Origin of the sequence: Mycobacterium sp. E802 (assembly GCF_001666875.1) — a bacterium.
GTDB lineage: Bacteria > Actinomycetota > Actinomycetes > Mycobacteriales > Mycobacteriaceae > Mycobacterium.
Window position 1 is genome coordinate 57,509 of record NZ_LZJD01000093.1, and the last position, 21,453, is coordinate 78,961.

Annotated in this window: 18 protein-coding genes; 8 read left to right on the forward strand and 10 right to left on the reverse strand. The window is 66.5% G+C overall.

Going from position 1 to position 21,453, the window contains the following annotated elements:
- The first annotated feature begins 136 nt into the window (after positions 1-136).
- Positions 137-685, forward strand: coding sequence for a YceI family protein (locus tag A5699_RS14190; RefSeq protein ID WP_067770331.1), 549 nt, complete (start codon positions 137-139; stop codon positions 683-685).
- A gap of 26 nt (positions 686-711) precedes the next feature.
- Here A5699_RS14190 and ctaD read toward each other — a convergent pair whose 3' ends face one another.
- Positions 712-2,415 carry a cytochrome c oxidase subunit I gene (gene ctaD, locus A5699_RS14195; protein WP_067770263.1) on the reverse strand — a complete coding sequence of 568 codons (1,704 nt, stop codon included), beginning with the start codon at positions 2,413-2,415 and terminating at the stop codon, positions 712-714.
- 58 nt (positions 2,416-2,473) lie between these two features.
- Between ctaD and fdxA (A5699_RS14200) the strand changes: the two genes are divergently transcribed.
- Together fdxA (A5699_RS14200) and A5699_RS14205 are read left to right on the forward strand one after the other, a co-directional pair.
- Complete coding sequence (gene fdxA, locus A5699_RS14200; protein WP_076241726.1) at positions 2,474-2,815, forward strand: ferredoxin; 342 nt, start codon at positions 2,474-2,476, stop codon at positions 2,813-2,815.
- Positions 2,816-2,982: 167 nt separating this feature from the next.
- Positions 2,983-3,672, forward strand: coding sequence for an ANTAR domain-containing protein (locus tag A5699_RS14205; protein WP_067770267.1), 690 nt, complete (start codon positions 2,983-2,985; stop codon positions 3,670-3,672).
- Between the two features lie 3 nt (positions 3,673-3,675).
- Here A5699_RS14205 and A5699_RS14210 read toward each other — a convergent pair whose 3' ends face one another.
- From A5699_RS14210 to A5699_RS14225, 4 genes are all read right to left on the reverse strand, one after another.
- Positions 3,676-4,476: a slipin family protein gene (locus A5699_RS14210; RefSeq protein ID WP_067770269.1), complete on the reverse strand. Its 801-nt coding sequence runs from the start codon at positions 4,474-4,476 to the stop codon at positions 3,676-3,678.
- On the reverse strand, positions 4,473-5,099 hold the full coding sequence (locus tag A5699_RS14215) for a hypothetical protein (RefSeq protein WP_067770271.1): 627 nt from the start codon (positions 5,097-5,099) through the stop codon (positions 4,473-4,475). Before A5699_RS14215 ends, A5699_RS14210 begins: the two co-directional genes overlap by 4 nt.
- On the reverse strand, positions 5,096-7,396 hold the full coding sequence (locus tag A5699_RS14220; RefSeq protein ID WP_067770274.1) for a nitric-oxide reductase large subunit: 2,301 nt from the start codon (positions 7,394-7,396) through the stop codon (positions 5,096-5,098). The genes A5699_RS14215 and A5699_RS14220 overlap by 4 nt, the downstream gene beginning before the upstream one ends.
- A gap of 184 nt (positions 7,397-7,580) precedes the next feature.
- Entirely contained in the window at positions 7,581-9,596 is a 2,016-nt protein-coding gene (locus A5699_RS14225) for an NADPH-dependent 2,4-dienoyl-CoA reductase (RefSeq protein ID WP_142254159.1), read from the reverse strand.
- 262 nt (positions 9,597-9,858) lie between these two features.
- Here A5699_RS14225 and fdxA (A5699_RS14230) point away from each other — a divergent pair, with 262 nt between their 5' ends.
- Together fdxA (A5699_RS14230) and dapC are read left to right on the forward strand one after the other, a co-directional pair.
- On the forward strand, positions 9,859-10,182 hold the full coding sequence (gene fdxA / locus A5699_RS14230; RefSeq protein WP_067770276.1) for a ferredoxin: 324 nt from the start codon (positions 9,859-9,861) through the stop codon (positions 10,180-10,182).
- A 32-nt stretch (positions 10,183-10,214) separates the two neighbouring features.
- Positions 10,215-11,318 (forward strand): succinyldiaminopimelate transaminase, encoded by a 1,104-nt coding sequence (gene dapC / locus A5699_RS14235; RefSeq protein ID WP_067770335.1) that lies wholly within the window; start codon positions 10,215-10,217, stop codon positions 11,316-11,318.
- 71 nt (positions 11,319-11,389) lie between these two features.
- On the opposite strand, the gene A5699_RS14240 is transcribed toward dapC, so the two are convergent.
- The 4 genes from A5699_RS14240 to A5699_RS14255 form a co-directional block, all read right to left on the reverse strand.
- Complete coding sequence (locus A5699_RS14240) at positions 11,390-12,007, reverse strand: response regulator transcription factor (RefSeq protein ID WP_157561254.1); 618 nt, start codon at positions 12,005-12,007, stop codon at positions 11,390-11,392.
- Between the two features lie 8 nt (positions 12,008-12,015).
- Positions 12,016-13,230 carry a sensor histidine kinase gene (locus tag A5699_RS14245; protein WP_067770280.1) on the reverse strand — a complete coding sequence of 405 codons (1,215 nt, stop codon included), beginning with the start codon at positions 13,228-13,230 and terminating at the stop codon, positions 12,016-12,018.
- Between the two features lie 9 nt (positions 13,231-13,239).
- Positions 13,240-14,718, reverse strand: coding sequence for a carotenoid oxygenase family protein (locus A5699_RS14250; RefSeq protein ID WP_067770282.1), 1,479 nt, complete (start codon positions 14,716-14,718; stop codon positions 13,240-13,242).
- Positions 14,719-14,803: 85 nt separating this feature from the next.
- Positions 14,804-16,402, reverse strand: coding sequence for a CdaR family transcriptional regulator (locus A5699_RS14255; RefSeq protein WP_067770284.1), 1,599 nt, complete (start codon positions 16,400-16,402; stop codon positions 14,804-14,806).
- Positions 16,403-16,485: 83 nt separating this feature from the next.
- Between A5699_RS14255 and pruA the strand changes: the two genes are divergently transcribed.
- Positions 16,486-18,114 carry an L-glutamate gamma-semialdehyde dehydrogenase gene (gene pruA / locus A5699_RS14260; protein WP_067770286.1) on the forward strand — a complete coding sequence of 543 codons (1,629 nt, stop codon included), beginning with the start codon at positions 16,486-16,488 and terminating at the stop codon, positions 18,112-18,114.
- A gap of 2 nt (positions 18,115-18,116) precedes the next feature.
- Positions 18,117-19,100, forward strand: a complete 984-nt coding sequence (locus A5699_RS14265) for a proline dehydrogenase family protein (protein WP_067770288.1) — start codon at positions 18,117-18,119, stop codon at positions 19,098-19,100.
- A gap of 7 nt (positions 19,101-19,107) precedes the next feature.
- Here A5699_RS14265 and A5699_RS14270 read toward each other — a convergent pair whose 3' ends face one another.
- Positions 19,108-19,656 carry an NUDIX hydrolase gene (locus A5699_RS14270; RefSeq protein ID WP_067770290.1) on the reverse strand — a complete coding sequence of 183 codons (549 nt, stop codon included), beginning with the start codon at positions 19,654-19,656 and terminating at the stop codon, positions 19,108-19,110.
- 34 nt (positions 19,657-19,690) lie between these two features.
- Between A5699_RS14270 and A5699_RS14275 the strand changes: the two genes are divergently transcribed.
- Positions 19,691-21,106: an acyl-CoA synthetase gene (locus A5699_RS14275; RefSeq protein ID WP_067770292.1), complete on the forward strand. Its 1,416-nt coding sequence runs from the start codon at positions 19,691-19,693 to the stop codon at positions 21,104-21,106.
- The last annotated feature ends 347 nt before the right edge of the window (positions 21,107-21,453 follow it).

The following is a 21,453-nucleotide window of genomic DNA, read 5'->3' on the forward strand; positions in this document are numbered from 1 at the left end:
TTTTGTCGGCGTTTTCGTCGCACTCGTCGAGCGTGGGCGTGCGCGGGCAACGCTGCGGGAATTAAATCGGACCATGGTCCGCTTATTGGTAGACGAGGGCGCCGGAACGACCGCGCCGCACAACCAAGGAGGCATCATGACCGCAGCAGTAGCCACCGACCTGACCGCAGGCACCTGGACCATCGACCCCGTGCATTCGTCGATCAACTTTTCGGTGCGCCACCTGATGGTGAGCAAGGTCCGCGGCAGTTTCGAGTCGTTCAGCGGCGCGATCACCGTCGCCGACGACGGGACTGCATCCGTCAGCGCCACCATCGACGTCAACTCCGTCAACACCCGCAACGAGCAACGTGACGCACACGTGCACTCCGCCGACTTCTTCGACGTCGAGAACCATCCCACCGCGACTTTTGTCTCGACCGGCGTGCGTCCCGACGGCGACGACTACATCGTCGACGGCGACTTCACCCTCAAGGGCGTGACCAAACCGGTATCGCTCAAACTCCAGTACAACGGCGTGAACCCCGGCATGGGACACGGCGCCGTCGCCGGGTTCGAGGCCTCTGTTGTGTTGAACCGCAAGGATTTCGGCATCGACATCGACATGCCGTTGGAGACCGGCGGTGCCGTCGTCGGCGACAAGGTGACCATCACCCTCGACATCGAGGCGCTCAAGCAGGCCTGACCTGGCGGGCACGCGGGCTCGTTGGCTCAATGTCGACCGATGTGTGACTCGGCTCGCATCCGTTTCACCATATGCGGGTAGTGCAGCTCGAAAGCCGGCCGCTCGGAACGGATGCGGGGCAGTTCGGTGAAGTTGTGCCGTGGCGGTGGGCAGCTGGTGGCCCACTCCAAGGAGTTGCCGTAGCCCCACGGGTCGTCGACGACGACCGGCTCACCGTAGCGCCAGCTCTTGAACACGTTCCACACGAACGGCAACATCGAAACGCCGAGGATGAACGCGCCGATGCTGGACACCACATTGAGGGTGGTGAAGCCGTCGCTGGACAGATAGTCGGCGTAGCGGCGCGGCATGCCTTCGTTTCCCAGCCAATGCTGCACCAGGAATGTGGTGTGAAAACCGATGAACGTCAACCAGAAATGCACCTTTCCGAGACGTTCGTCGAGCAGTCGTCCGGTCATCTTCGGGAACCAGAAGTACACCCCGCCGAACGAGGCGAACACGATCGTGCCGAACAGCACATAGTGGAAGTGCGCGATGAGGAAGTACGTGTCGGTGACGTGGAAATCGATCGGGGGGCTGGCCAGCATCACACCCGATAGCCCGCCGAGCAGGAACGTCACCATGAAACCCACCGAGAACAGCATCGGCGTCTCAAACGTCAACTGCCCCTTCCACATGGTGCCGATCCAATTGAAGAACTTGATCCCGGTCGGGACCGCGATGAAGTAGGACATCAGTGAAAAGAACGGCAGTAGAACGGCTCCCGTGGCGAACATGTGATGTGCCCACACCGCCATCGACAAGGCGGCGATGCTGATCGTCGCATACACGAGGGTGGTGTAGCCGAACAGCGGTTTGCGGGCAAACACCGGGATGATCTCGGTGACGATGCCGAAGAACGGCAGCGCCACGACGTAGACCTCGGGATGGCCGAAGAACCAGAACAGGTGCTGCCAGAGGATGGCTCCGCCGTTGGCGGGGTCATAGATGTGGGCGCCGAGATGGCGGTCAGCGGCCAGGCCGAACAGTGCTGCGGTCAGCAGCGGGAACACCATCAACACCAAAACGCTGGTGACCAGGATGTTCCACGTGAAGATCGGCATCCGGAACATCACCATGCCTGGGGCGCGCATGCAGACCACGGTGGTGATCATGTTGACCGCCCCGAGGATTGTGCCCAGACCGGCCACCGCCAGACCCATGATCCACAGATCGCCGCCGGCGCCCGGCGAGTGGATGGCCTCGCTGAGCGGCGCATAGCCCGTCCAACCGAAATCGGCAGCGCCGCTTGGGGTGATGAAGCCGGAGAGGGCGATCAGCGCACCGAAGACGAACAGCCAGAACGACAGGGCGTTGAGCCGCGGGAAGGCCACATCCGGCGCGCCGATCTGCAGGGGGAGCACGAGGTTGGCGAAACCGAACACGATCGGGGTGGCATAGAACAGCAGCATCACCGTGCCGTGCATGGTGAACAGTTGGTTGTACTGCTCGTTGGACAGAAATTGCAGACCTGGCTCGGCGAGTTCGGAGCGCATGAACAGTGCCATCAGTCCGCCGGTGAAGAAGAACACGTAGCAGGCGACCATGTACATCATGCCGATCAGCTTGTGATCGGTGGTGGTGATCAGCTTGTAGACAAGGTTGCCCGGGGGTCCCATCCGTGCCGGGAAGGGCCGCGTGGCGGTCAGCGTGGCAAGTGTGGCCGTCGGGCGGTTCTCCGCTCTGGTCATCGGGCTCATGTGCGCCTCCACCAGTTTTTACAAACTGTTCTTGGATAAACTATGGGCCATGACGTACGTAATCGGCAAGCCATGTGTAGATGTCATGGATCGCGCATGCGTCGAGGAATGCCCGGTCGACTGCATCTACGAGGGCGCGCGAGCGCTCTATATCCACCCCGACGAATGCGTGGACTGCGGCGCCTGTGAACCGGTCTGCCCGGTGGAGGCCATCTACTACGAAGACGACCTGCCCGACGACCTGGTGCCCTACCAGGACGACAACGCGGCGTTCTTCGCGGAGACGCTGCCCGGCCGGGACGCGCCGCTGGGCTCACCTGGCGGGGCGGCCAAGCTGGGGCCCGTGGACGCCGACGCACCCTTGGTCGCCAGCCTGCCGCCGCAGCAATGACGGACTTTTGACGGGCCGACCAAGGTGGCCCCGTCGGCTCGATGTCTGAACCGACGAGACCTGGATGACAGCAGTGGCCGGCCGCTGCTGTCACCTACTGGACCCGGTTGCCCGTCCTCGCGCGCGATAAACGTGTGGTCGGGGACGTAAATGGGAACCATAAGGCGATGACAGAGCTACCGCGTCACGAATTGGCCGTCCGCATGGCAGAGCTTGCACGCACTGTGGCGGCCCCGCGCACGGTCGAGCAGATTCTCGCCGATGTCACCGAAGCGGCGACCGAACTGATCCGTGGGGTGGACACCGCGGGCATCCTGCTCATCGGCGGCGGTGGCAAATTCGAATCGATCGCGGGTACCAGCGACCTGCCGAGCAAGCTCGACGAACTGCAGATGATGTTCCAGGAGGGGCCGTGTGTGCAGGCGGCGCTCGACGACCTGGTGGTGTGCACCGACGATTTCCGCGAAGAAACGCGCTGGCCGAGCTATTCGAAGGCCGCCGTGGAGATCGGCGTGCTCAGCGGAATGTCGTACAAGCTCTATACCGCGGAAAAGACCGCGGGGGCGCTGAACCTGTTCGGGTTCCAGCCCAGGGTGTGGGACACCGAAGCCGAGACCGTCGGCACGGTTCTGGCTGCGCACGCCGCTGCGGCTCTGTTGGCCAGCAGGCACACCGAACAGCTGACCTCGGCGTTGTCGACGCGTGATCGCATCGGCCAGGCCAAGGGAATCATCATGGAGCGCTACCACGTCGACGATGTGCAGGCCTTCGAGATGTTGAGGCGGCTGTCGCAGGACAGCAACACCAAGCTGATCGACGTGGCCCAGCAGGTCATCGACACGCGCAGTGAGCGGTAGTGCTCAATCCTGATGTCTGGCCAGCCCGTTGGCGAGTGCGTCGCCCAGGGCCGGGTTCTTCAGGAACGGCGTGATGATGTCGACCGGCAGTGGGAACACCACCGTCGAATTCTGGTCAGCGCCGAGTTCGAGCAGGGTCTGCAGGTATCTGAGCTGGAGTGACGCCGGATTCTTGGACAGGGTTTCGGCGGCCTGCCGCAACTCGTCTGAGGCCTGCAGTTCACCGCGCGCGTTGATCACCTTGGCCCGGCGTTCGCGCTCGGCCTCGGCCTCGCGGGCCATGGCGCGCTGCATCGACTCGGGGATCTCGACATCCTTGATCTCGACGACTCGCACCTCGACACCCCACCGCGCGCTCTGGGTTTCGATGATGGCCCGCAGGTCGACGTTGAGGTCCTCGCGATGCGCGAGCAGGGTATCGAGATCGGCACGGCCGAGCAGTGACCGCAGCGTGGTCTGGGCGATCTGGGAGGTGGCCACCGCGTAGTTCTCCACGGCCAGAATGGCTTTCAGCGGATCGGTGACCTGGAACATCACCACGGCGTTGACCCGTGCCGGCACATTGTCACGGGTGATGACCTCTTGCGGCGGGATGGTCAGCGTGACCACGCGTTGATCGACGCGCACCATCCGGTCGGCCAACGGCAGCAGCACCACCAGGCCCGGGCCGTACAGCGGGCGGGCGCGGCCCATACGGAAGACCACACCACGCTCGTACTCGCGCAGCACTTTCACCGACGTGACGACCAGCACTCCCACCACGATCAGACCTGCCGCGACGAGGAAGAGCCACAATGCGGTCATGGAATCTCCTTCCGGTCAGACCAGCCGCCGCCCCACTGGGTGGAGTAGCGATCGGCGCTGACGGCTGTGATGTCCTGTTCACCGGTGCGGTGGGGCAGGTGGTCAGGGGCGTTGGCCGGGCTCGCCCAGAGATGACGGGCAAGCGGCACCGCGGCGCCGACGACGATCAGCGCCGTCACCGTCAGCACCACCACGTCACCGGCGCCGTGCTGGCCGATCAGCATCGCCACCAGCATGACCAGCGCCAAACCCGCAATCGCACAGGCAATCCCGCGGTGGAATTGCCCGGCCTCGGAGTATGGCCAGGGGTCGATCTCCCGCGTCATCTCGCGTCCCTGCTCGGAGCTGGTGCAGGTGGGCTTCACCGGACAGGCATTGCACACCGAGGGTTTCGCCCGATAGCGCATCACCCGATTGCCCGGGTCGAACGACGTCGGCCACAACCACTGGTCCTGCGGACACAACCAGGCATCGTGATCGGCGTGGTAGGTGAAATTGCCGGTGCGCCATCGGGCTGCGCGCATCGAAGCTCGTCGTGCCATCAGGTCGAACCCCCAGGCCACGGCAACCAATGCCAGGGCGTACCCCGCCATGAGCCATGCCGCGGTGGTCGGAGGAGTCATGACGACTCCGTGGCGGGGGTCGGGCTCACCTCGGTGTACAGCGGATTCTCGGGGATCTCGTCGGTGGTGGGACCGGACTTGAAGTGCCGCAGTGCCTGCCACGCGATCCAGACGAAGGGCAGCACTCCGCCGATGATGAAGATGACGTCGCCGGGGAAGCGCAGCCATTCCAGCACCGAGTTACCGGGTTGCGCGATGTAGCCCAGCGACCGCGCCTCGAAGTAGCCCTCGTTGACCGAGTGATACAGCTGCAGCACGCCAAGCGGCAACAGGCTGGCGAACACCATCCATGCCAACCCGATGTTGAGGCCCCAGAACGATACTCGGGCCCACTTCTCAGGCCATTTGTCCGCGGGGATGACATACCGGAAGGCGAACATGGCCAACCCGACGGCGAGCATGCCGTAGACGCCCATCATGGCGGCGTGGCCGTGATTGGCGGTCAGCGCGGTGCCGATCTGGTAGTACGACACGATCGGCAGGTTGATCAGGAAGCCGAAGATGCCGGCCCCGACGAAATTCCAGAAGCCCACCGCCACCAGGAACATCACCGCCCACCGGTGCGGGAACGGTTTGGAGTCGCCGGTGGTCTGCCGCGATCCCAGTTGCAGGAATGCCCAGGCCTCGACGGTCAGGAACGTCAACGGGATCACCTCGGCCGCGGAGAAGAACGCGCCGAGTGCCATGTGCTCGACCGGGGTTCCGGAGAAATACAGGTGGTGCATGGTGCCGATGACGCCGCCGGCCGAGTACAGGATCACGTCGAGGAAGATCACGCCGAGTGCGATGCGTTGGCTCACGACGCCGAGCATCACGAAGATGTAGGCCACCATCACCGTGGTGAACAGTTCGAGGAAGTCCTCCACCCACAGGTGCACGACCCAGAACCGCCAGAAGTCGGCCACGGTCAGGTGGGTGTCGCTGCCGGCGAGCAGCCCCACGGCGTAGAACATCGGGATCGCCAAGCCCGAGAAGAAGAACACCCACGGCATGTTCAGCTTCGATTCGTCTTTGAGACGGGCCCGCATGCCGCGCCAGATGATCGCGATCCACAGGAACATGCCGACGATCAGCAGGATCTGCCACAGCCGCGGCAGGTCCAGATACTCCCATTGCTGGGAGAACAGCGTGCCCGACGGGATGATCCCGTAGATGGACAGCGCCTCGGAGATCAGTGAGCCGACGACCACGACCACGACGGCGCCGAGCAGACCGTACGACAACCAGTGCTGCCGGCGCGGTTCACGACGGGAGATGAACGGGGTCAAGAAGATTCCCCCGGCCAGGAACGCCGCGGCGGTCCAGAACAGGGCCAGTTGCAGATGCCAGGTGCGGGCCAGGTTGTAGGGCAGGATCGCGGCCAGGTCCAGGCCGAAGAAGTTCGACAGGTCGGCCCGGTAGTGCTGAACGGCGCCGCCGAGCAGGGCTTGGGCGAGGAACAGCACCGACACGATCGCGAAGAACCAGATGGTCGAGCGCTGTGCCGGAGTCAGCGATACCTCGCCGGGCTGACGGAACGACAGCGTGGGTGCTTCCGCGCTGTGCCAGCCGATCTTCTGGCTCCACCGCCCGTAGACGGCGAACATGATGCCTGTCCCGCCGAGCAACATGATCAGCGACAGCGTCGACCACACAATGAGCTGGGCGGTGGGCCCGTTGTCGACGCGTGGTTCGCTGGGCCAGTTGTTGGTGTAGCTGTAATTGTGGCCGGGCCGTTCGGCGGCCGATGCCCACGCGGTCCAGGCGAAGAACGCGGTCAGATCATGGATTTCGGCCGGATCGGTGATGAGCCGGGGCAGCAGACCGTATTTCGTCGAGTTCTCGCCGAAAAAGTCCGCGTAGTGCCGGGTGATCCGGTCGAACGCCACGGCCTGCCGATCGGTGAACACCAGGGTGCGGGTGTCCGGGTTGTAGCGGTTGGTGCGGAATTCGGTGACGACGGCGTCGTGGGTGTCGCCCATGCCGCCCGCTTTTAATTGTGCGGCCACGTCATCGGTGGCCCGCCGTAGGTAATCGGCGGTGTAATCGGGGCCCAGATAGGCGCCGTGGCCGACCACCGAGCCGTACTCGTGCAATCCGCGCGCCTGGTAAAGCTCTTGGCCCCGGGTGATCTCGTCGCCGGTGAACAGCACTCGGCCCGACTCGGTGACCACCTTGTCGGGCATCGGCATCGATGCGGTGTAGGTGCGGTAGGCCAGTAGGCCCATGACGAAGAATCCGAAGATCATCACCAGGGCGACGCCCTGAACCCAGCCCTTGCCGATCATCGGCTGCTTGGTCGACTGTTCGATTGCCATGCGCTGACTCCCCCCAAGGCAGGTGCGGGGCGAGGGCTGACCCGCACACGCGGAATCGTCGGTGGTGTCAAAATACACCGCGACGGCGCGAGCGTGCGCAAAACGTTGGGAATCAACGGCGTGTCGGCCGACAGACCCGCACGCTCGCGGTGCCTGGAGGCGGGGCTGGGAAGGCGGGGCTGGGTCAGAGACGGGCGGCGAGTTCAGTGCCTTGGCGGATGGCGCGTTTGGCGTCGAGTTCGGCGGCCAATGCCGCGCCGCCGATGACGTGCGGCTCGATGCCGTTGCGCCGCAAGCCGTCTTCCAGATCGCGCACGGATTCCTGTCCGGCGCAGATCACGACGTTGTCCACCGGCAACACGCGCCGATCGCGATGATCGGACCCGAAACTGATGTGCAGGCCGTCGTCGTCGATCAGCTCGTAGTTCACTCCGGAAAGCTGGTGCACCCCTTTGGCTTTCAGTGAAGCACGATGAACCCAACCGCTGGTCTTGCCCAGATTCCGGCCCTGCGGACCTTTGCTGCGCTGGAGCAGGTACACCTCGCGGACGGCCGGCGCGGGCATCGCGGTGGTGAGTGCTCCGCGGGCTTCCTGGGGATCGGCCGCGCCCCATTCGGCCTTCCATTCCTTGAGATTCAACGTCGGGCTCTCGTTGGTGGTCAGGAATTCGCCCACGTCGAAACCGATTCCGCCGGCGCCGATCACCGCCACCGTCGGTCCCACCGGTGCGCCGGTGATGACCTGGGCGTAGGAGAGCACCTTCGGATGGTCGATGCCCGGGATGGCGGGCAGCCGCGGCGTGACCCCGCTGGCGAGCACCACGTCATCGAATCCGGTCAGATCGTCGACGCCGGCCCGCACGCCGAGCCGTACGTCGACCTCGAGCTTGGCCAGCATCGTCGTGTAGTAGCGGATCGTCTCGTTGAACTCCTCTTTCCCGGGAATCCGTCTGGCCAGATCGAATTGGCCACCGATTGCCGGTCCGGCCTCGAACAGCGTCACCCGGTGCCCGCGTTGGGCCGCGCTGACTGCGGCGGACAGCCCGGCCGGCCCGGCGCCGACCACGGCCACCGAGCGGGCCCGGCGCGTCGGGCTGAGCACGAGCGAGGTTTCCCGCCCGGCTCTCGGGTTGAGCAGGCAGGACACCTTCTTATGCACGAAGGCGTGATCGAGACAGGCCTGGTTGCAGGCGATGCACGTGTTGATCTCGTCGGCGCGCTCCTCGGCGGCCTTGAGCACCCAGTCCGGATCACTGAGCAGGGGCCGGGCCATCGAGATCAATTGCACGTGTGTCTCGGTGAGGATCTGTTCTGCGCGCTGCGGCATGGTGATCCGGTTGGATGCCACGACCGGGATCGAGATGTGCTCAGCCACTGCGCTGCTGATGTCGACGAACGCGCTGTTGGGCACCGAGGTGACGATCGTGGGCACTCGCGCCTCGTGCCAGCCGAACCCGGAGTTGACGATCGTCGCTCCGGCGGCCTCGACTTCGGTTGCCAGCGCGACGATTTCCTCCCAACTCTGGCCGTCCTCGACGTAGTCGGCCATCGACATCCGGTAGCTGATGATGAAATCGGAGCCGACGGCTTTGCGGACCCGGCGCACGATCTCGACCGGGAAGCGTCGGCGCCTTTCCGGCGTGCCACCCCACGCGTCGGTGCGCTTGTTGGTGCGCGGCGCCAAAAACTGGTTCAGCAGATAGCCTTCGCTGCCCATGATCTCGACGCCGTCGTAGCCGGCCTCGCGGGCCAGTAGTGCGCACCGGACGAAATCGTCGATGGTGCCTTGAACATTACGGAGTCGTCGCGGCGTAAACGGGTTGATCGGGGCCTTGATCGACGAGGCACTGACCGAAAAGGGGTGGTAGGCATAGCGTCCGGCGTGCAGGATCTGCAACAGGATCTTGCCGTCGGCCTCGTGCACCGCGCGGGTGATGCGGCGGTGCCGCCGCGCCTCGGACGAGGACACCAGCTGGGACGCGAACGGCAGCAGCCAGCCGGTCCGGTTTGGTGCGTAACCGCCGGTGATGATCAGCCCCACGCCGCCGCGGGCTCGCTCGGCGAAATACTCGGCCAGTTTCGCGGTGTCGGCGGCGCGGTCTTCCAGGCCGGTGTGCATGGAGCCCATCACCACCCGATTGCGCAATTGGGTGAAGCCGAGATCCAACGGTGACACCAGCTTCGGATAGGCCAACCCCATGCCCGCAGAGTAAGTGGGACCGCCGGTCCTAGGCAACTAGTTGCATGTATGTCATTGGGCGCCGGTTCATCGCCGTGGCGACTAGTGAAGGTGTATGTGCAACGTTTAGTATCTGTTACTACGCGCCACCCTAAAATGGGCGGCGCGTGAAGTTAGGACACACTGAGACGAGCGTCCAAGTATGGGCAACGCATACTGTGACGTCGAACTCAACAGAGTCCCGATACCGAGCCCAGCAGCCCACTGGACAGGAGAGACATCAGTGACGTACGTCATTGCCGAACCCTGCGTCGACGTCAAAGACAAGGCATGCATCGAGGAATGCCCCGTCGATTGCATCTACGAGGGCGGACGCATGTTGTACATCCACCCCGACGAGTGTGTGGACTGCGGCGCATGCGAGCCGGTCTGCCCGGTCGAGGCCATCTACTACGAAGATGATGTGCCGGACCAGTGGAGCGGCTACGCGCAGGCCAACGCCGACTTCTTCTCCGAGCTGGGCTCGCCCGGCGGCGCTTCCAAGGTCGGGCAGACCGACAACGATCCGCCGATGATCAAGGAACTCCCGGCCAAGGCCGAGGACTGAGTACGTCAGAAACGGACTTCGAGACTGACGTGGTGCGACAGCGACAGCGTCGTTCGGCGGCGCTGCCAGAGTTCCCGTGGGACACCCTGGCCGACGTCACGGCCCTGGCCCGGTCGCACCCCGACGGAATCGTCGACCTTTCGGTAGGCACTCCCGTAGACCCGGTGGCTCCGGTGATCCGCGACGCGCTGGCCGCCGCCAGTTCCGCTCCCGGCTATCCGACCACCGCGGGTACCCCGGCGCTTCGTGCGTCCGCTCGGGCGGCGCTCGAGCGCCGCTACGGCATCACCGGCCTGGCGCCGGACGCGGTCCTGCCCGTGATCGGCACCAAGGAGTTGATCGCCTGGCTGCCGACGCTGTTGGCCATCGGCCCCGGCGACGCCGTCGTCGTCCCGGAACTGGCGTACCCCACCTACGAGGTGGGCGCCCTGCTGGCCGGCGCGCAGGTGCTGCGCGCGGACTCGCTGACCCAGCTGGGGCCGCAACGGCCGGCTCTGATCTACCTGAACTCGCCGAGTAACCCCACCGGGAAGGTGCTTCCGCAGGACCACCTGCGCAAGGTGGTGTCCTGGGCGCGCGAGCGCGGCGTGCTGATCGCCTCCGACGAGTGCTATCTGGGCTTGAGTTGGGAAGCTCAGCCGCTCAGCGTGCTGCACCCATCGGTCTGCGACGGTGACCACACCGGGCTGCTGGCCGTGCACTCGCTGTCCAAGACCTCGTCGTTGGCCGGATACCGCGCCGGGTTCGTCGCCGGCGACCCCGCGCTGGTGGCCGAGCTGCTGGCGGTGCGCAAGCACGCCGGGATGATGGTGCCCGGACCGGTGCAGGCCGCGATGGTGGCCGCCCTCGACGACGACGAGCACGAGGCCGTCCAGCGCGAGCGCTACGCACGGCGCCGGGCAGTACTGCTGCCCGCCTTGCAGCAGGCCGGGTTCACCGTCGAGCATTCCGAGGCCGGGCTGTACCTGTGGGCCACCCGCGGCGAGCCGTGCCGCGACACCGTCAGGTGGCTGGCCGAACGCGGGATCCTCGCGGCGCCGGGGGAGTTCTACGGCCCAGCCGGAGCCGAATATGTGCGGGTGGCGCTGACCGCGACCGACGAGCGCATCGACGCCGCCGTCGCCCGCCTTTCCTGACGCCGAGCAGACATAAACCCGTACCTTTTTCGCTGAAAATGTACGGTTTTGCGTCTGCTCGCGGGGAGGGGTTACCCCAGCAGTCCCAGGGACATCGCGGTCGTCACCGCGGCGGTGCGGTCGGACACCCCGAGCTTGTGAAACGCCCGCAGCAGATGGGTCTTCACCGTGGCCTCGCTGATGTGCAGGGCCTGGCCGATATCGGCGTTGGTGGCGCCCGTGGCGACCAGCGCCAGCACCTCGGCCTCGCGGGCCGACAACGTCACCGACGGCGCGCGGACCGCATTCACCAACCGGTCGGCCACCCCGGGCGCCAGGACGGTCTTGCCGCGCGCGGCGTCCCGCACCGCGCTGGCCAACTCGGCCCGGGAGGCGTCCTTGAGCAGGTAACCGGTCGCCCCGGCCTCGACCGCACGAAGGATGTCGGTGTCGCTTTCATAGGTCGTGACGACGACGATGCGGATGGACGGGTCATCGGCGAGGATTCGGGCGGTCGCCGCCACGCCGTCCAACCCGGGCATCCGCAGGTCCATCAGGATCACCGCGGGCCGTAGTTTCGCCGCCAGGACGATCGCCTCGGCTCCGGATCCGGCCTCACCGACCACGCTCAGGTCGTCCTCGGCATCGATCATGCCGCGCAGGCCTTCGCGGACCACCGGATGATCGTCGACGAGCAACACCGTCGTCAGGTCCGCAGTCATGCCGGCACCGTCGCGACAACCAGCAGCCCGCCACCGTCGGCCCGCGACAGCGTCAAGGTGCCGCCCACCTGATCCAGCCGCGCCCGCATGCCGCGCAGACCGAAACCGTCCATGTGATCGTCGGGAAGCCCGATACCGTTGTCCGCCAAGCAAAGTCGGGCTCCTCCTGTGGTGCGTTGCAGCTCGACGTGCAGCTGACTCGCCCGGGCATGCCTGCGCACGTTGGTCATCGCCTCCTGTGCAGTGCGTAGCAGCACCACGTCGGTGGCCATGCCGAGCGGCGGCACGTCGTCGTTGATGCACAGTTCGACGGCGATGCCGGTCTCGGCCGACAGCGTGTCGCACTGCCGGCGCAGCGCCGCCGGCAGCGAACCTTCCTGCAGCACCGCCGGAGTCAACTGGGTGACCATGGCGCGCGCCTCGGCCAGGTTGTCGCGGGCCGTGCTGCGGATGAGCTCCACGTGGCGGGCCGCCGCGGCCGGGTCGGTGTCACGCTCGGCCTGCACCGCCTGGGCGAGGGCGACGATGCTGGTGAACCCCTGTGCCAGCGTGTCGTGAATCTCGCGGGCCAGTCGCTCCCGTTCGGCGGCCACCCCCGCCTCGCGCGACAACCGCGCGCTCTCGGCCCGGCTGTCGGCGAGTTCGGCCACAGTCTCGGCCAGCTGCTGGCGCTGCCGCAGGGTGGTCATGATCGTGGTGCCGATGATCGGGGCCGCCACCGCGGCGACGAGCGTCACCGCCGCCACCGCAGGCAGGCTCGGCCAACTCAGCCCGTGGAGCGCCACGGCAAGGATCAAGGGGGCCAAGGTCACCGCGAACGTCAGGACCAACGCCGCAGCCAGCGGCAGGGTGGCGAACATCAGCGGGTACAGCGCCGGGATCGCCGCCACGGCAGGCGAGGCCGCCAGGATGGCGACCAGCCACAGGATGATCACCCCGGCCACGAACGCGATCGCACGCGGCCGTACCGGCCCGGCGATCGGATCGACTTCACGAATGACGTTGCGTCCGAACAGCAGAACGATCACCAGCATGGTCGCCAACGCCGCACACGCCACCGGCACATTGCCGCCGAGCGTATCGCGCAGCAGGATCACCGCGACGATCGCTGCCACGCATAACGCGCAGACGTAGGTCTCCCACATCCAGTGCCAGTCCGACGGTTCACGCTGGGCCGGCCTGCGGGGCAGGGGTGGACCGATTTCGGTCATCTGCCGATGCTAACCGGCGACCCAATTGCCGTGGAAGCCGTGCGGCACCCGCACCGGAATGTGCACGGTGGCAACGGGTGCCAGAGTCTGGCCGTCGAGCAGCACCAGATCACTGCGGTTCTCGGCGTGGTCGTAGACGAAACCCATCACCACGCCGTCGTTCTCGTCGGCGTCCGGGCCGGCCGGCACGAACACGAACTCGCCGGGCTCGCGTCCCGGACCGAAGTCGACCCGCTGGGTGGTGCCGTCGCGCAGGTCGTGGCGCAGGATGGCGGCCGCCGCCCCGTCCGGCCGCGGGGCGAATCCGACGGTGTAGCCGTACCGGTGGGGCAGGCCGACGACGCGTTCGTCGACCCGGGGGAACTCTTGGGCGTCGTCGTCGATCCGTTGCTCGTCCACCCGGCCGGTGCGCAGGTCGATCGTCCAGCGGTCCAACGTGATTGACTCGGTGAACAGCTGATCGCCCGTGGTGAACACCGCCGGATGCCGGACCACGTCGAGCACGATCTGCTCACCGTCCGGGCCGATGTGGTCGTAGCCGTTGAGGGCGTGGAAGACGTAGCACGGGGGGATGTCGAACCATCGGATGTCGGCGGCGCTGCCTTGCCGCGGCATCACCCCGACCCGGGCACCATGTTCCGGTGTCCACCGATACGGCATGCCCGTGGTCGGCAACGTGGCACGCTCGGAACCGCGCATCGCCGCGCGCAACACGAAATCCGGCGCGGCATGGCGGGTGACGAATCCTGTCAGCAACCGCGCCGCGGCACGCGCGGGCGCACTCTTGGCCATGGTGGTCAGATCCAGGATCACCGGCAGGTCGTAGAGCACGACGTACTTTTCGGTCAGCGTGAAGTCATGCATCATGGTCTGTGCCCGTAGGGCGATGTCGACGGTGCGCCGGACTCGTCCTTCTGTGTCGGTGACGGTGTACTGCACCAGGTTTCCCCGCAACGGGTTGTACGACACCGCGTGCATTTCCCCGGTTTTCGGGTCGTGCTTGGGGTGCGCGGTGAACCCGCCGAACAACGTGCCGCAGAAGTCCGACGGGCCCACAGTGTCGAGTTCATCGGTCAGCTCGTAGGGTCGCACGCCGGCCTCGGTGAGCACCAGGGTCTTGCCGGCGTGGCCGATGATATTGGTGTTGGAGGCGAAATCGAACCCGCCACGGTGAGCGCCACCGGCCCACTTCTCGCCGAGCTCGCGGGCCACCGAACTCGACCGCACCCACCGGTTGCGGTACCAGGTCGCCGCGCCGTCGCGCAGCCGGATCCCATGTGCCATACCGTCGCCGAGGAACCAGTGGTAGTGCCGGGGATCGGGGGCGCGCAGCGGGTTGGGGCCGGTGCGCAGGTAGCGGCCGTCGAGATAGTCCGGGATGCGCCCGGTGACCGTGAGGTCGGTGATCGTGACCTCGTCATGCACCGGAGCGAAGTTGCCGCTCAGATACGGATGCTCGGATGCCTGTTGAACCGGTGCGGTAGTCATACCCTCAGGGTGCCGCTGTGAAGGCCTCCGTGCGACGACTTCACGGCTGATTCGTATGTCAACCGAACGATGGACAGGGAGCGTCTCACGCGGTGGCGCGCAGGCTCAGCGCCAACAGCAGCCGCGCGTCGGCATCGTTGAGTGAGGTGGCCAGCAGGTGCTCGACCCGGCGGATCCGGTAGCGCACGGTGTTGGGGTGTACATGTAGGTGCTGCGCGGCGGCCGCGACATCGCCGAAGCAATCCAGATACACGCCAAGCGTTTCGGCGAGCACCGGTTCGTCACTGCGCAAGGTCTGCACCCGAGGATCGATCAGCCGGTCATCCGCGGCGATCGCGGTGACGATCTCGTCGAGCAGCACCGTCGTACGCGCCTCGGCCAGCGAGGTGACCTCGGCCAGCGTCCCGGGATGCCGTTCGGCGGCATCGAGCACCCGGTCCACATCGACGCGGGCAGCGGCCACCCCGGCCAAGCCGGCCACCGGGCTGGCGATCACCGCATGAAGCTCATGCCCCAACTCCGCGCGCAACGCCGCCACCGTGCCCCGCACCCACGACGTCACCGCCTTGCCGGTACTGGGAAACAGCACGTAGACCCGCGAACCCGTCGAGGTCATCTGTGCGTCATGACGAAAAGCGCTGGCGCTCAAGGCCAGAGCATCGGCAAGCCGAGAGCTGGTCGAGCCACCCGTAGTTCTCGCGCCGCACGCGCGGCTGTCGAAACCGATCACCGCGGCCCGGCCGTCGACGGCCACGCCGAGTTCCCGGGCGATCAGCGCAATCTCCACCGGGGCGTCGATGTCGCCCAACCCCAGCAGTTCCTGTACCCGCACCGCGTGCGTCGACGGGGTCGAGGCCAGCCGCGCCATGGTCCGCGCGGCCAGCACCGCCGCACCACGCAACACGTCCTCGGCATCCTCGGCCAGCGGGCGGTTGCCCTGCTGCACCCAGATGGTGCCGACGAACGCCGGCGCCCGGCGCTCGTCGGCGGCGGGCTGGAAGATGCCGATGGCCAACCGCGGGCGCAACCCCAACTCGGGACGCTCGGCCACCCGCACGGCCTCTGGCCGGGAACGGAGCGCGTCGAAGATGCCCCACTGCGCGATCCAGGCCAGGTGTTCCGGCGGACCGGCCCGCCCGAGGATCGACAACCGACGCAACTCGTCGGCCTCTTCGCTGGAGGCCGAGTAGGCCAGCACGTGCGAGGTTTCGTCTTCGATGCTGACCATGCCGTGGGTGCGCTCGGCGACCGATTGGGCGAGGCTGAACAGGTCGGTGCCCGAATCATGCAGGGCGCCGTCGCCGTGGTGCTCGAAAACGTGGTTGACCAGGCGGTAGAGCCGCTCCCAGCGGGCCCGCGGATCGACGGCCACCACCGCGGTGCCCGCTGCCACCGCCTGTTCGACGACGGCGTTCGACGGCTCTTTGATGAACACCGCGGCCGGTGTCCGGCCCACGCTCTGCTGTTCGACCCAGCGCAGCGCGTCGCTCTCGGAGACGCCGAGCAGGAAGAACACGTCGGCCGACCCAGCGGACGGGGCCAGGCCCAGCCGGACATCGTCGGCGTCGACCAACGTGGCCGAGGCGACCGGGAGGTCCAGGCCGCGGGGTGCCTGCACGAGCCGGACCAGCGTGGCATCCAGCGCCAACAGCAGTTGGCCCAGGCTGACGCCGATGGAACGCATATTGTTCGATTCTACGGTTAGCTCTGTTGATTGTTGTCTGATCGGACAAGTGTTGTGTGGGTCACGTCCGGGATTCTTGATTCATGGATGCCATCACCGACGTGCCGCTACCGGCCAACGAGCCGGTCCATGACTATGCCCCCGGCTCGCCGGAGCGCGCCCGGCTCACCACCGAGCTCGGTCACCTGGCCGAGGCTCCGATCGACCTGCCGCACGTCATCGGCGGCGAACACCGCATGGGTGGCGGGGCGCGTATCGACGTCGTCCAGCCGCACCGCCATTCGTCGCGGCTGGGCACACTGACCAATGCCGACCACACCGACGCCGGCGCGGCCATCGAGGCCGCCCTCGCGGCCAAGTACGACTGGGCCGCCCTGCCGTTCGACGAACGTGCCGCGGTGTTCCTGCGGGCGGCCGACCTGCTGTCCGGGCCGTGGCGGGAGAAGATCGCTGCGGCGACCATGCTCGGCCAGTCCAAGACCGCCTATCAGGCCGAGATCGACGCCCCGTGTGAACTGATCGACTTCTGGCGGTTCAATGTCGCGTTTGCCCGCCAGATCCTGGCCCAACAACCGATCAGCAGCCCCGGCGTCTGGAACCGCACCGATCATCGGCCGTTGGAGGGCTTCGTCTACGCGATCACACCCTTCAACTTCACCGCGATCGCCGGCAACCTGCCCACCGCGCCGGCGTTGATGGGCAACACCGTGGTGTGGAAGCCCTCGCCCACACAGACTTTCGCGGCCTACCTCACGATGCAACTGCTGGAGGCGGCCGGGCTGCCGCCCGGGGTGATCAATCTGGTCACCGGTGACGGAATCGCGGTGTCGGAGGTGGCGCTGGCCGATCCCCGCCTGGCCGGTATCCATTTCACCGGGTCCACCGCCACCTTCCAGCACCTGTGGCGGGAGGTCGGTGCCAACATCGACCACTACCACACCTATCCGCGGCTGGTCGGCGAGACCGGCGGCAAGGATTTCGTCCTCGCACACACCTCGGCGCGGCCGGATGTGTTGCGTACCGCCCTGATTCGTGGGGCATTCGACTACCAGGGTCAGAAGTGCTCGGCGGCGTCGCGTGCCTTCATCCCGAGGTCGCTATGGCAGCAGATGGGTGACGACTTCCTCTCGGCCACCGCCGAACTCGCCTACGGTGACGTCACCGACCTGACCAACTACGGCGGCGCCGTGATCGACGATCGCGCGTTCGCCAAGAACGTCAAGGCGATCGAGCGGGCCAAGGGAGCCTCGGGTGTCACGATCGCGGTCGGTGGTGAATACGACGACAGCGAAGGCTATTTCGTCCGGCCCACGGTGCTGCTGTCCGATGATCCGACCGACGAGGCGTTCGGCACCGAGTACTTCGGGCCGATCCTGGCCGTGCACGTCTACCCCGACGCCGAATACGACGAGATCCTCGACGTGATCGACACCGGTGCGCGATATGCCCTGACAGGGGCGGTGATCGCCGACGACCGCGCCGCCGTCCTCACCGCCGCAGAACGGCTACGCAACGCCGCGGGAAACTTCTACATCAACGACAAGCCGACCGGCGCGGTGGTCGGTCAGCAGCCCTTCGGTGGATCCCGCGCCTCGGGCACCAACGACAAAGCGGGCTCGGCGCAGAACCTGTTGCGCTGGACCTCGGCCCGCTCCATCAAAGAGACCTTCGTGCCGCCCACCGACCACACCTACCCGCACATGGGGGCCTGACCATGACGCGCACCCGAGGAGCCATCGAAACAAGCTTTCAGCGCGTCGCCCGGCCGGCGATCCTGGCCGCATCCCGTTCACCGCGGTTGCGTCAGACGGCCGAAAGACTCCCCATCACCCGCAAGGTGGTGGACCGCTTCGTGGCGGGGGAGACCATCCCCGATGCGCTGTACACCGTTGGGGCGTTACGGGATTCGGGCAGACTGGTCAGCGTCGACTACCTGGGAGAGGACACCACGAGTGGCGAGGACGCCGAACGTACCGTCCAGGCGTACCTGGCGCTGCTCGACGGTCTGGCCCAGCGCGACGAGGCGGGCTCGGCGGTACGGCCGCTAGAGGTTTCGCTCAAGCTCTCCGCACTGGGCCAGGCGCTGCCCCGTGACGGAGAAAAGATTGCCTACGAGAACGCACACACCATCTGCACCAAGGCCCGCGAGGTGGGCGCCTGGGTGACGGTGGACGCCGAGGATCACACCACCACCGACTCCACTTTGTCGATCGTGCGGGACCTGCGTACCGAATTCGACTGGCTGGGCACTGTTTTGCAGGCGTACCTGCGTCGGACCGAAAACGATTGCCGCGAATTCGCCGCGTCGGGAGCCCGGATCCGGCTGTGCAAAGGCGCTTATGACGAACCTGCTTCGGTGGCCTACCGCGATGCCGAGGAGGTCACCGACTCCTATCTGCGGTGCCTGCGGGTACTCATGGCCGGATCCGGTTATCCGATGGTGGCCTCACACGACCCGGCGGTCATCGAAGCGGTGCCCGCACTGGCGGCGGAATTCGGCCGGGGCGTCGACGGTTTCGAATACCAGATGCTGTACAACATCCGCGACGGCGAACAACGCCGGCTGGCCGAGGCCGGTAACCACGTCCGGGTGTATGTGCCGTTCGGCTACGAGTGGTACGGCTACTTCGTGCGGCGGTTGGCCGAACGGCCGGCCAACCTGATGTTCTTCCTGCGGGCGCTCACCGAGCGTCGTTAGGTCGACCTCAGCGTCGAATATCGTTCTCTCGCAACAACAGCAGCGTCCACGCCGCGATGCTCTGGGCATCGGTGATCTCACCGGCACGGATCATGGTCTCCAGCTCAGCGCGGGAGAACCACGCACTGTGCATGTCCTGTTCTTCCTGTTCGCGTTCATGCTCGCCCTCGGTCAGGCCGCCGGCCAGGAACACCCAACCGCGCTGACTGCTCATGCCCGCAGCCACATCGAGTAGCCCCAGCCGTTCCATGCTCACGGCGCGCAGCCCCGTCTCCTCGCGCAGCTCACGGTGGGCCAGCGCCGTCGGGTCGAGATGGGCGTTGTCGGGTGCAGTGCCCTGCGGGAACTCCCAGCGGCGCAGCCCCAACGGGTACCGGAACTGTTCGACGAGATGAAACCGGTCCCCATCGCGCGGGATCACCAGGGCATACGTCGGCTTGTCGATGACGGCGTAGACACCGGGGCTGCCGTCGGGCCGCACGATGGCGTCCTCGCGCAGCGTCAACCAATCGTTCCGGTACACCTCGCGTGTGGATAACTGCCGGATGACACTCACCGGTCGAGATTATCCGCGCGGGTAACCTCAAGGCGTGTTGCTGGCCTCCCTGAACCCCGCGGCGATCGCCGCCGGAGCCGATCTTGACGACGCTGTCCGTATCGACGGTGCGGTGCTCAGCCGCAGCGATCTGATCGGTGCAGCCACTTCGGTCGCCGAGCGCGTCGCGGTGGCGCGATGCGTCGCTGTCCGGGCAACCCCCAGTGCCACAACGGTTCTGGCGATCATTGGATGCCTGATCGCCGGGGTGCCGGTGGTCCCGGTGCCCGCCGACGTCGGGGCGACCGAACGTCGCCACATGCTCACCGACTCCGGTGCCCAGGCCTGGCTGGGGGAGAAGCCGGACGACGGCGATGATCCTGCGGGGCTGCCGCACATCCCGGTACGGCTGCATGCCCGCTCCTGGCACCGCTATCAGGAACCCGCACCCGAATCCACCGCAATCATCATGTACACCTCGGGCACCACCGGAATGCCCAAGGGCGTGCCGATCAGCAGGCAGGCCATCGCCGCCGACATCGATGCGCTGGCGCAGGCATGGCAATGGACCGCAGACGACACGCTGGTGCACGGGCTGCCGCTGTTCCACGTGCACGGCCTGGTGCTCGGCCTGCTCGGCTCCTTGCGGATCGGAAACCGCTTCATCCACACCGGCAAACCCACGCCCGAGGCGTACGCGCAGGCACAGGGCACGATGTATTTCGGTGTGCCGACGGTCTGGTCGCGCGTGGTCAAGGATCTGGACTCGGCGCTGGCGTTGTCGACCGCACGCCTGCTGGTCTCCGGCAGCGCACCTCTGCCTGTGCCCGTGTTCGACGAGTTGGTCCGGTTGACCGGGTACGCACCCGTCGAGCGCTACGGCAGCACCGAATCGCTGATCACGCTGAGCACCCGGGTCGATGGGGAACGCCGGCCCGGGTGGGTGGGCCTGCCACTGACCGGGGTGCAGACGAGGCTGGTGGATGACGAGGGTGCCCCGGTGCCGCACGACGGCGAGACCATCGGCCGGCTGCAGATCAAGGGCCCCATGGTGTTCGACGGCTACCTCAACCGGCCCGAGGCCACCGCCGACGCGTTCGATGCCGAGGGCTGGTACCGCACCGGTGACGTCGCGGTGATCGACGGCGACGGCATGCACCGCATCGTGGGCCGTGAATCGGTGGATCTGATCAAGACCGGCGGATACCGCGTCGGCGCGGGTGAGATCGAGACCGTGTTGCTCGGCCACGACGGCGTCGATGAGGTGGCCGTGGTCGGTATGCCCGACGACGACCTCGGGCAGCGGATCGTCGCGTTCGTCGTAGGCAACGCCGCACCGGATGCCTTGATCGAGTTTGTCGCCCAACAACTTTCCGCGCATAAGCGGCCACGGGAAGTACGGCTCGTGGACAGCCTGCCCCGCAACGCGATGGGCAAGGTGATGAAGAAGGAGCTGGCCCAGAACGGTTGAGGTGACGCGCCAGGCGGTAACGAAAGGCGTACCGTGGGCGATAGAGGGGTCAGAAAGTGCACGTCAACCTACCGATGTTTGGAGGCCACACGTGAATCTGAAGAAGTTCGCGGGAACAGCAATGATTGCCGGTGCGTTGGGTGCCGGATCCCTCGGGTTGGGCGCTGGAGCGGCCACAGCCGACCCCGGCCCGAACATTCCGTGGGTGCCGGGCCCGGGCTGGGTCGACTGGCATCAGGGCCCCAACCTTCCGCCTGGCCAGGTCAAGAAGTGGTGCCCGTGGCACTCACCGCCCGGTCACTGGATCGGCGGCCCCCATGGGATTCCCTGCACCTGAGCGGCGTGCG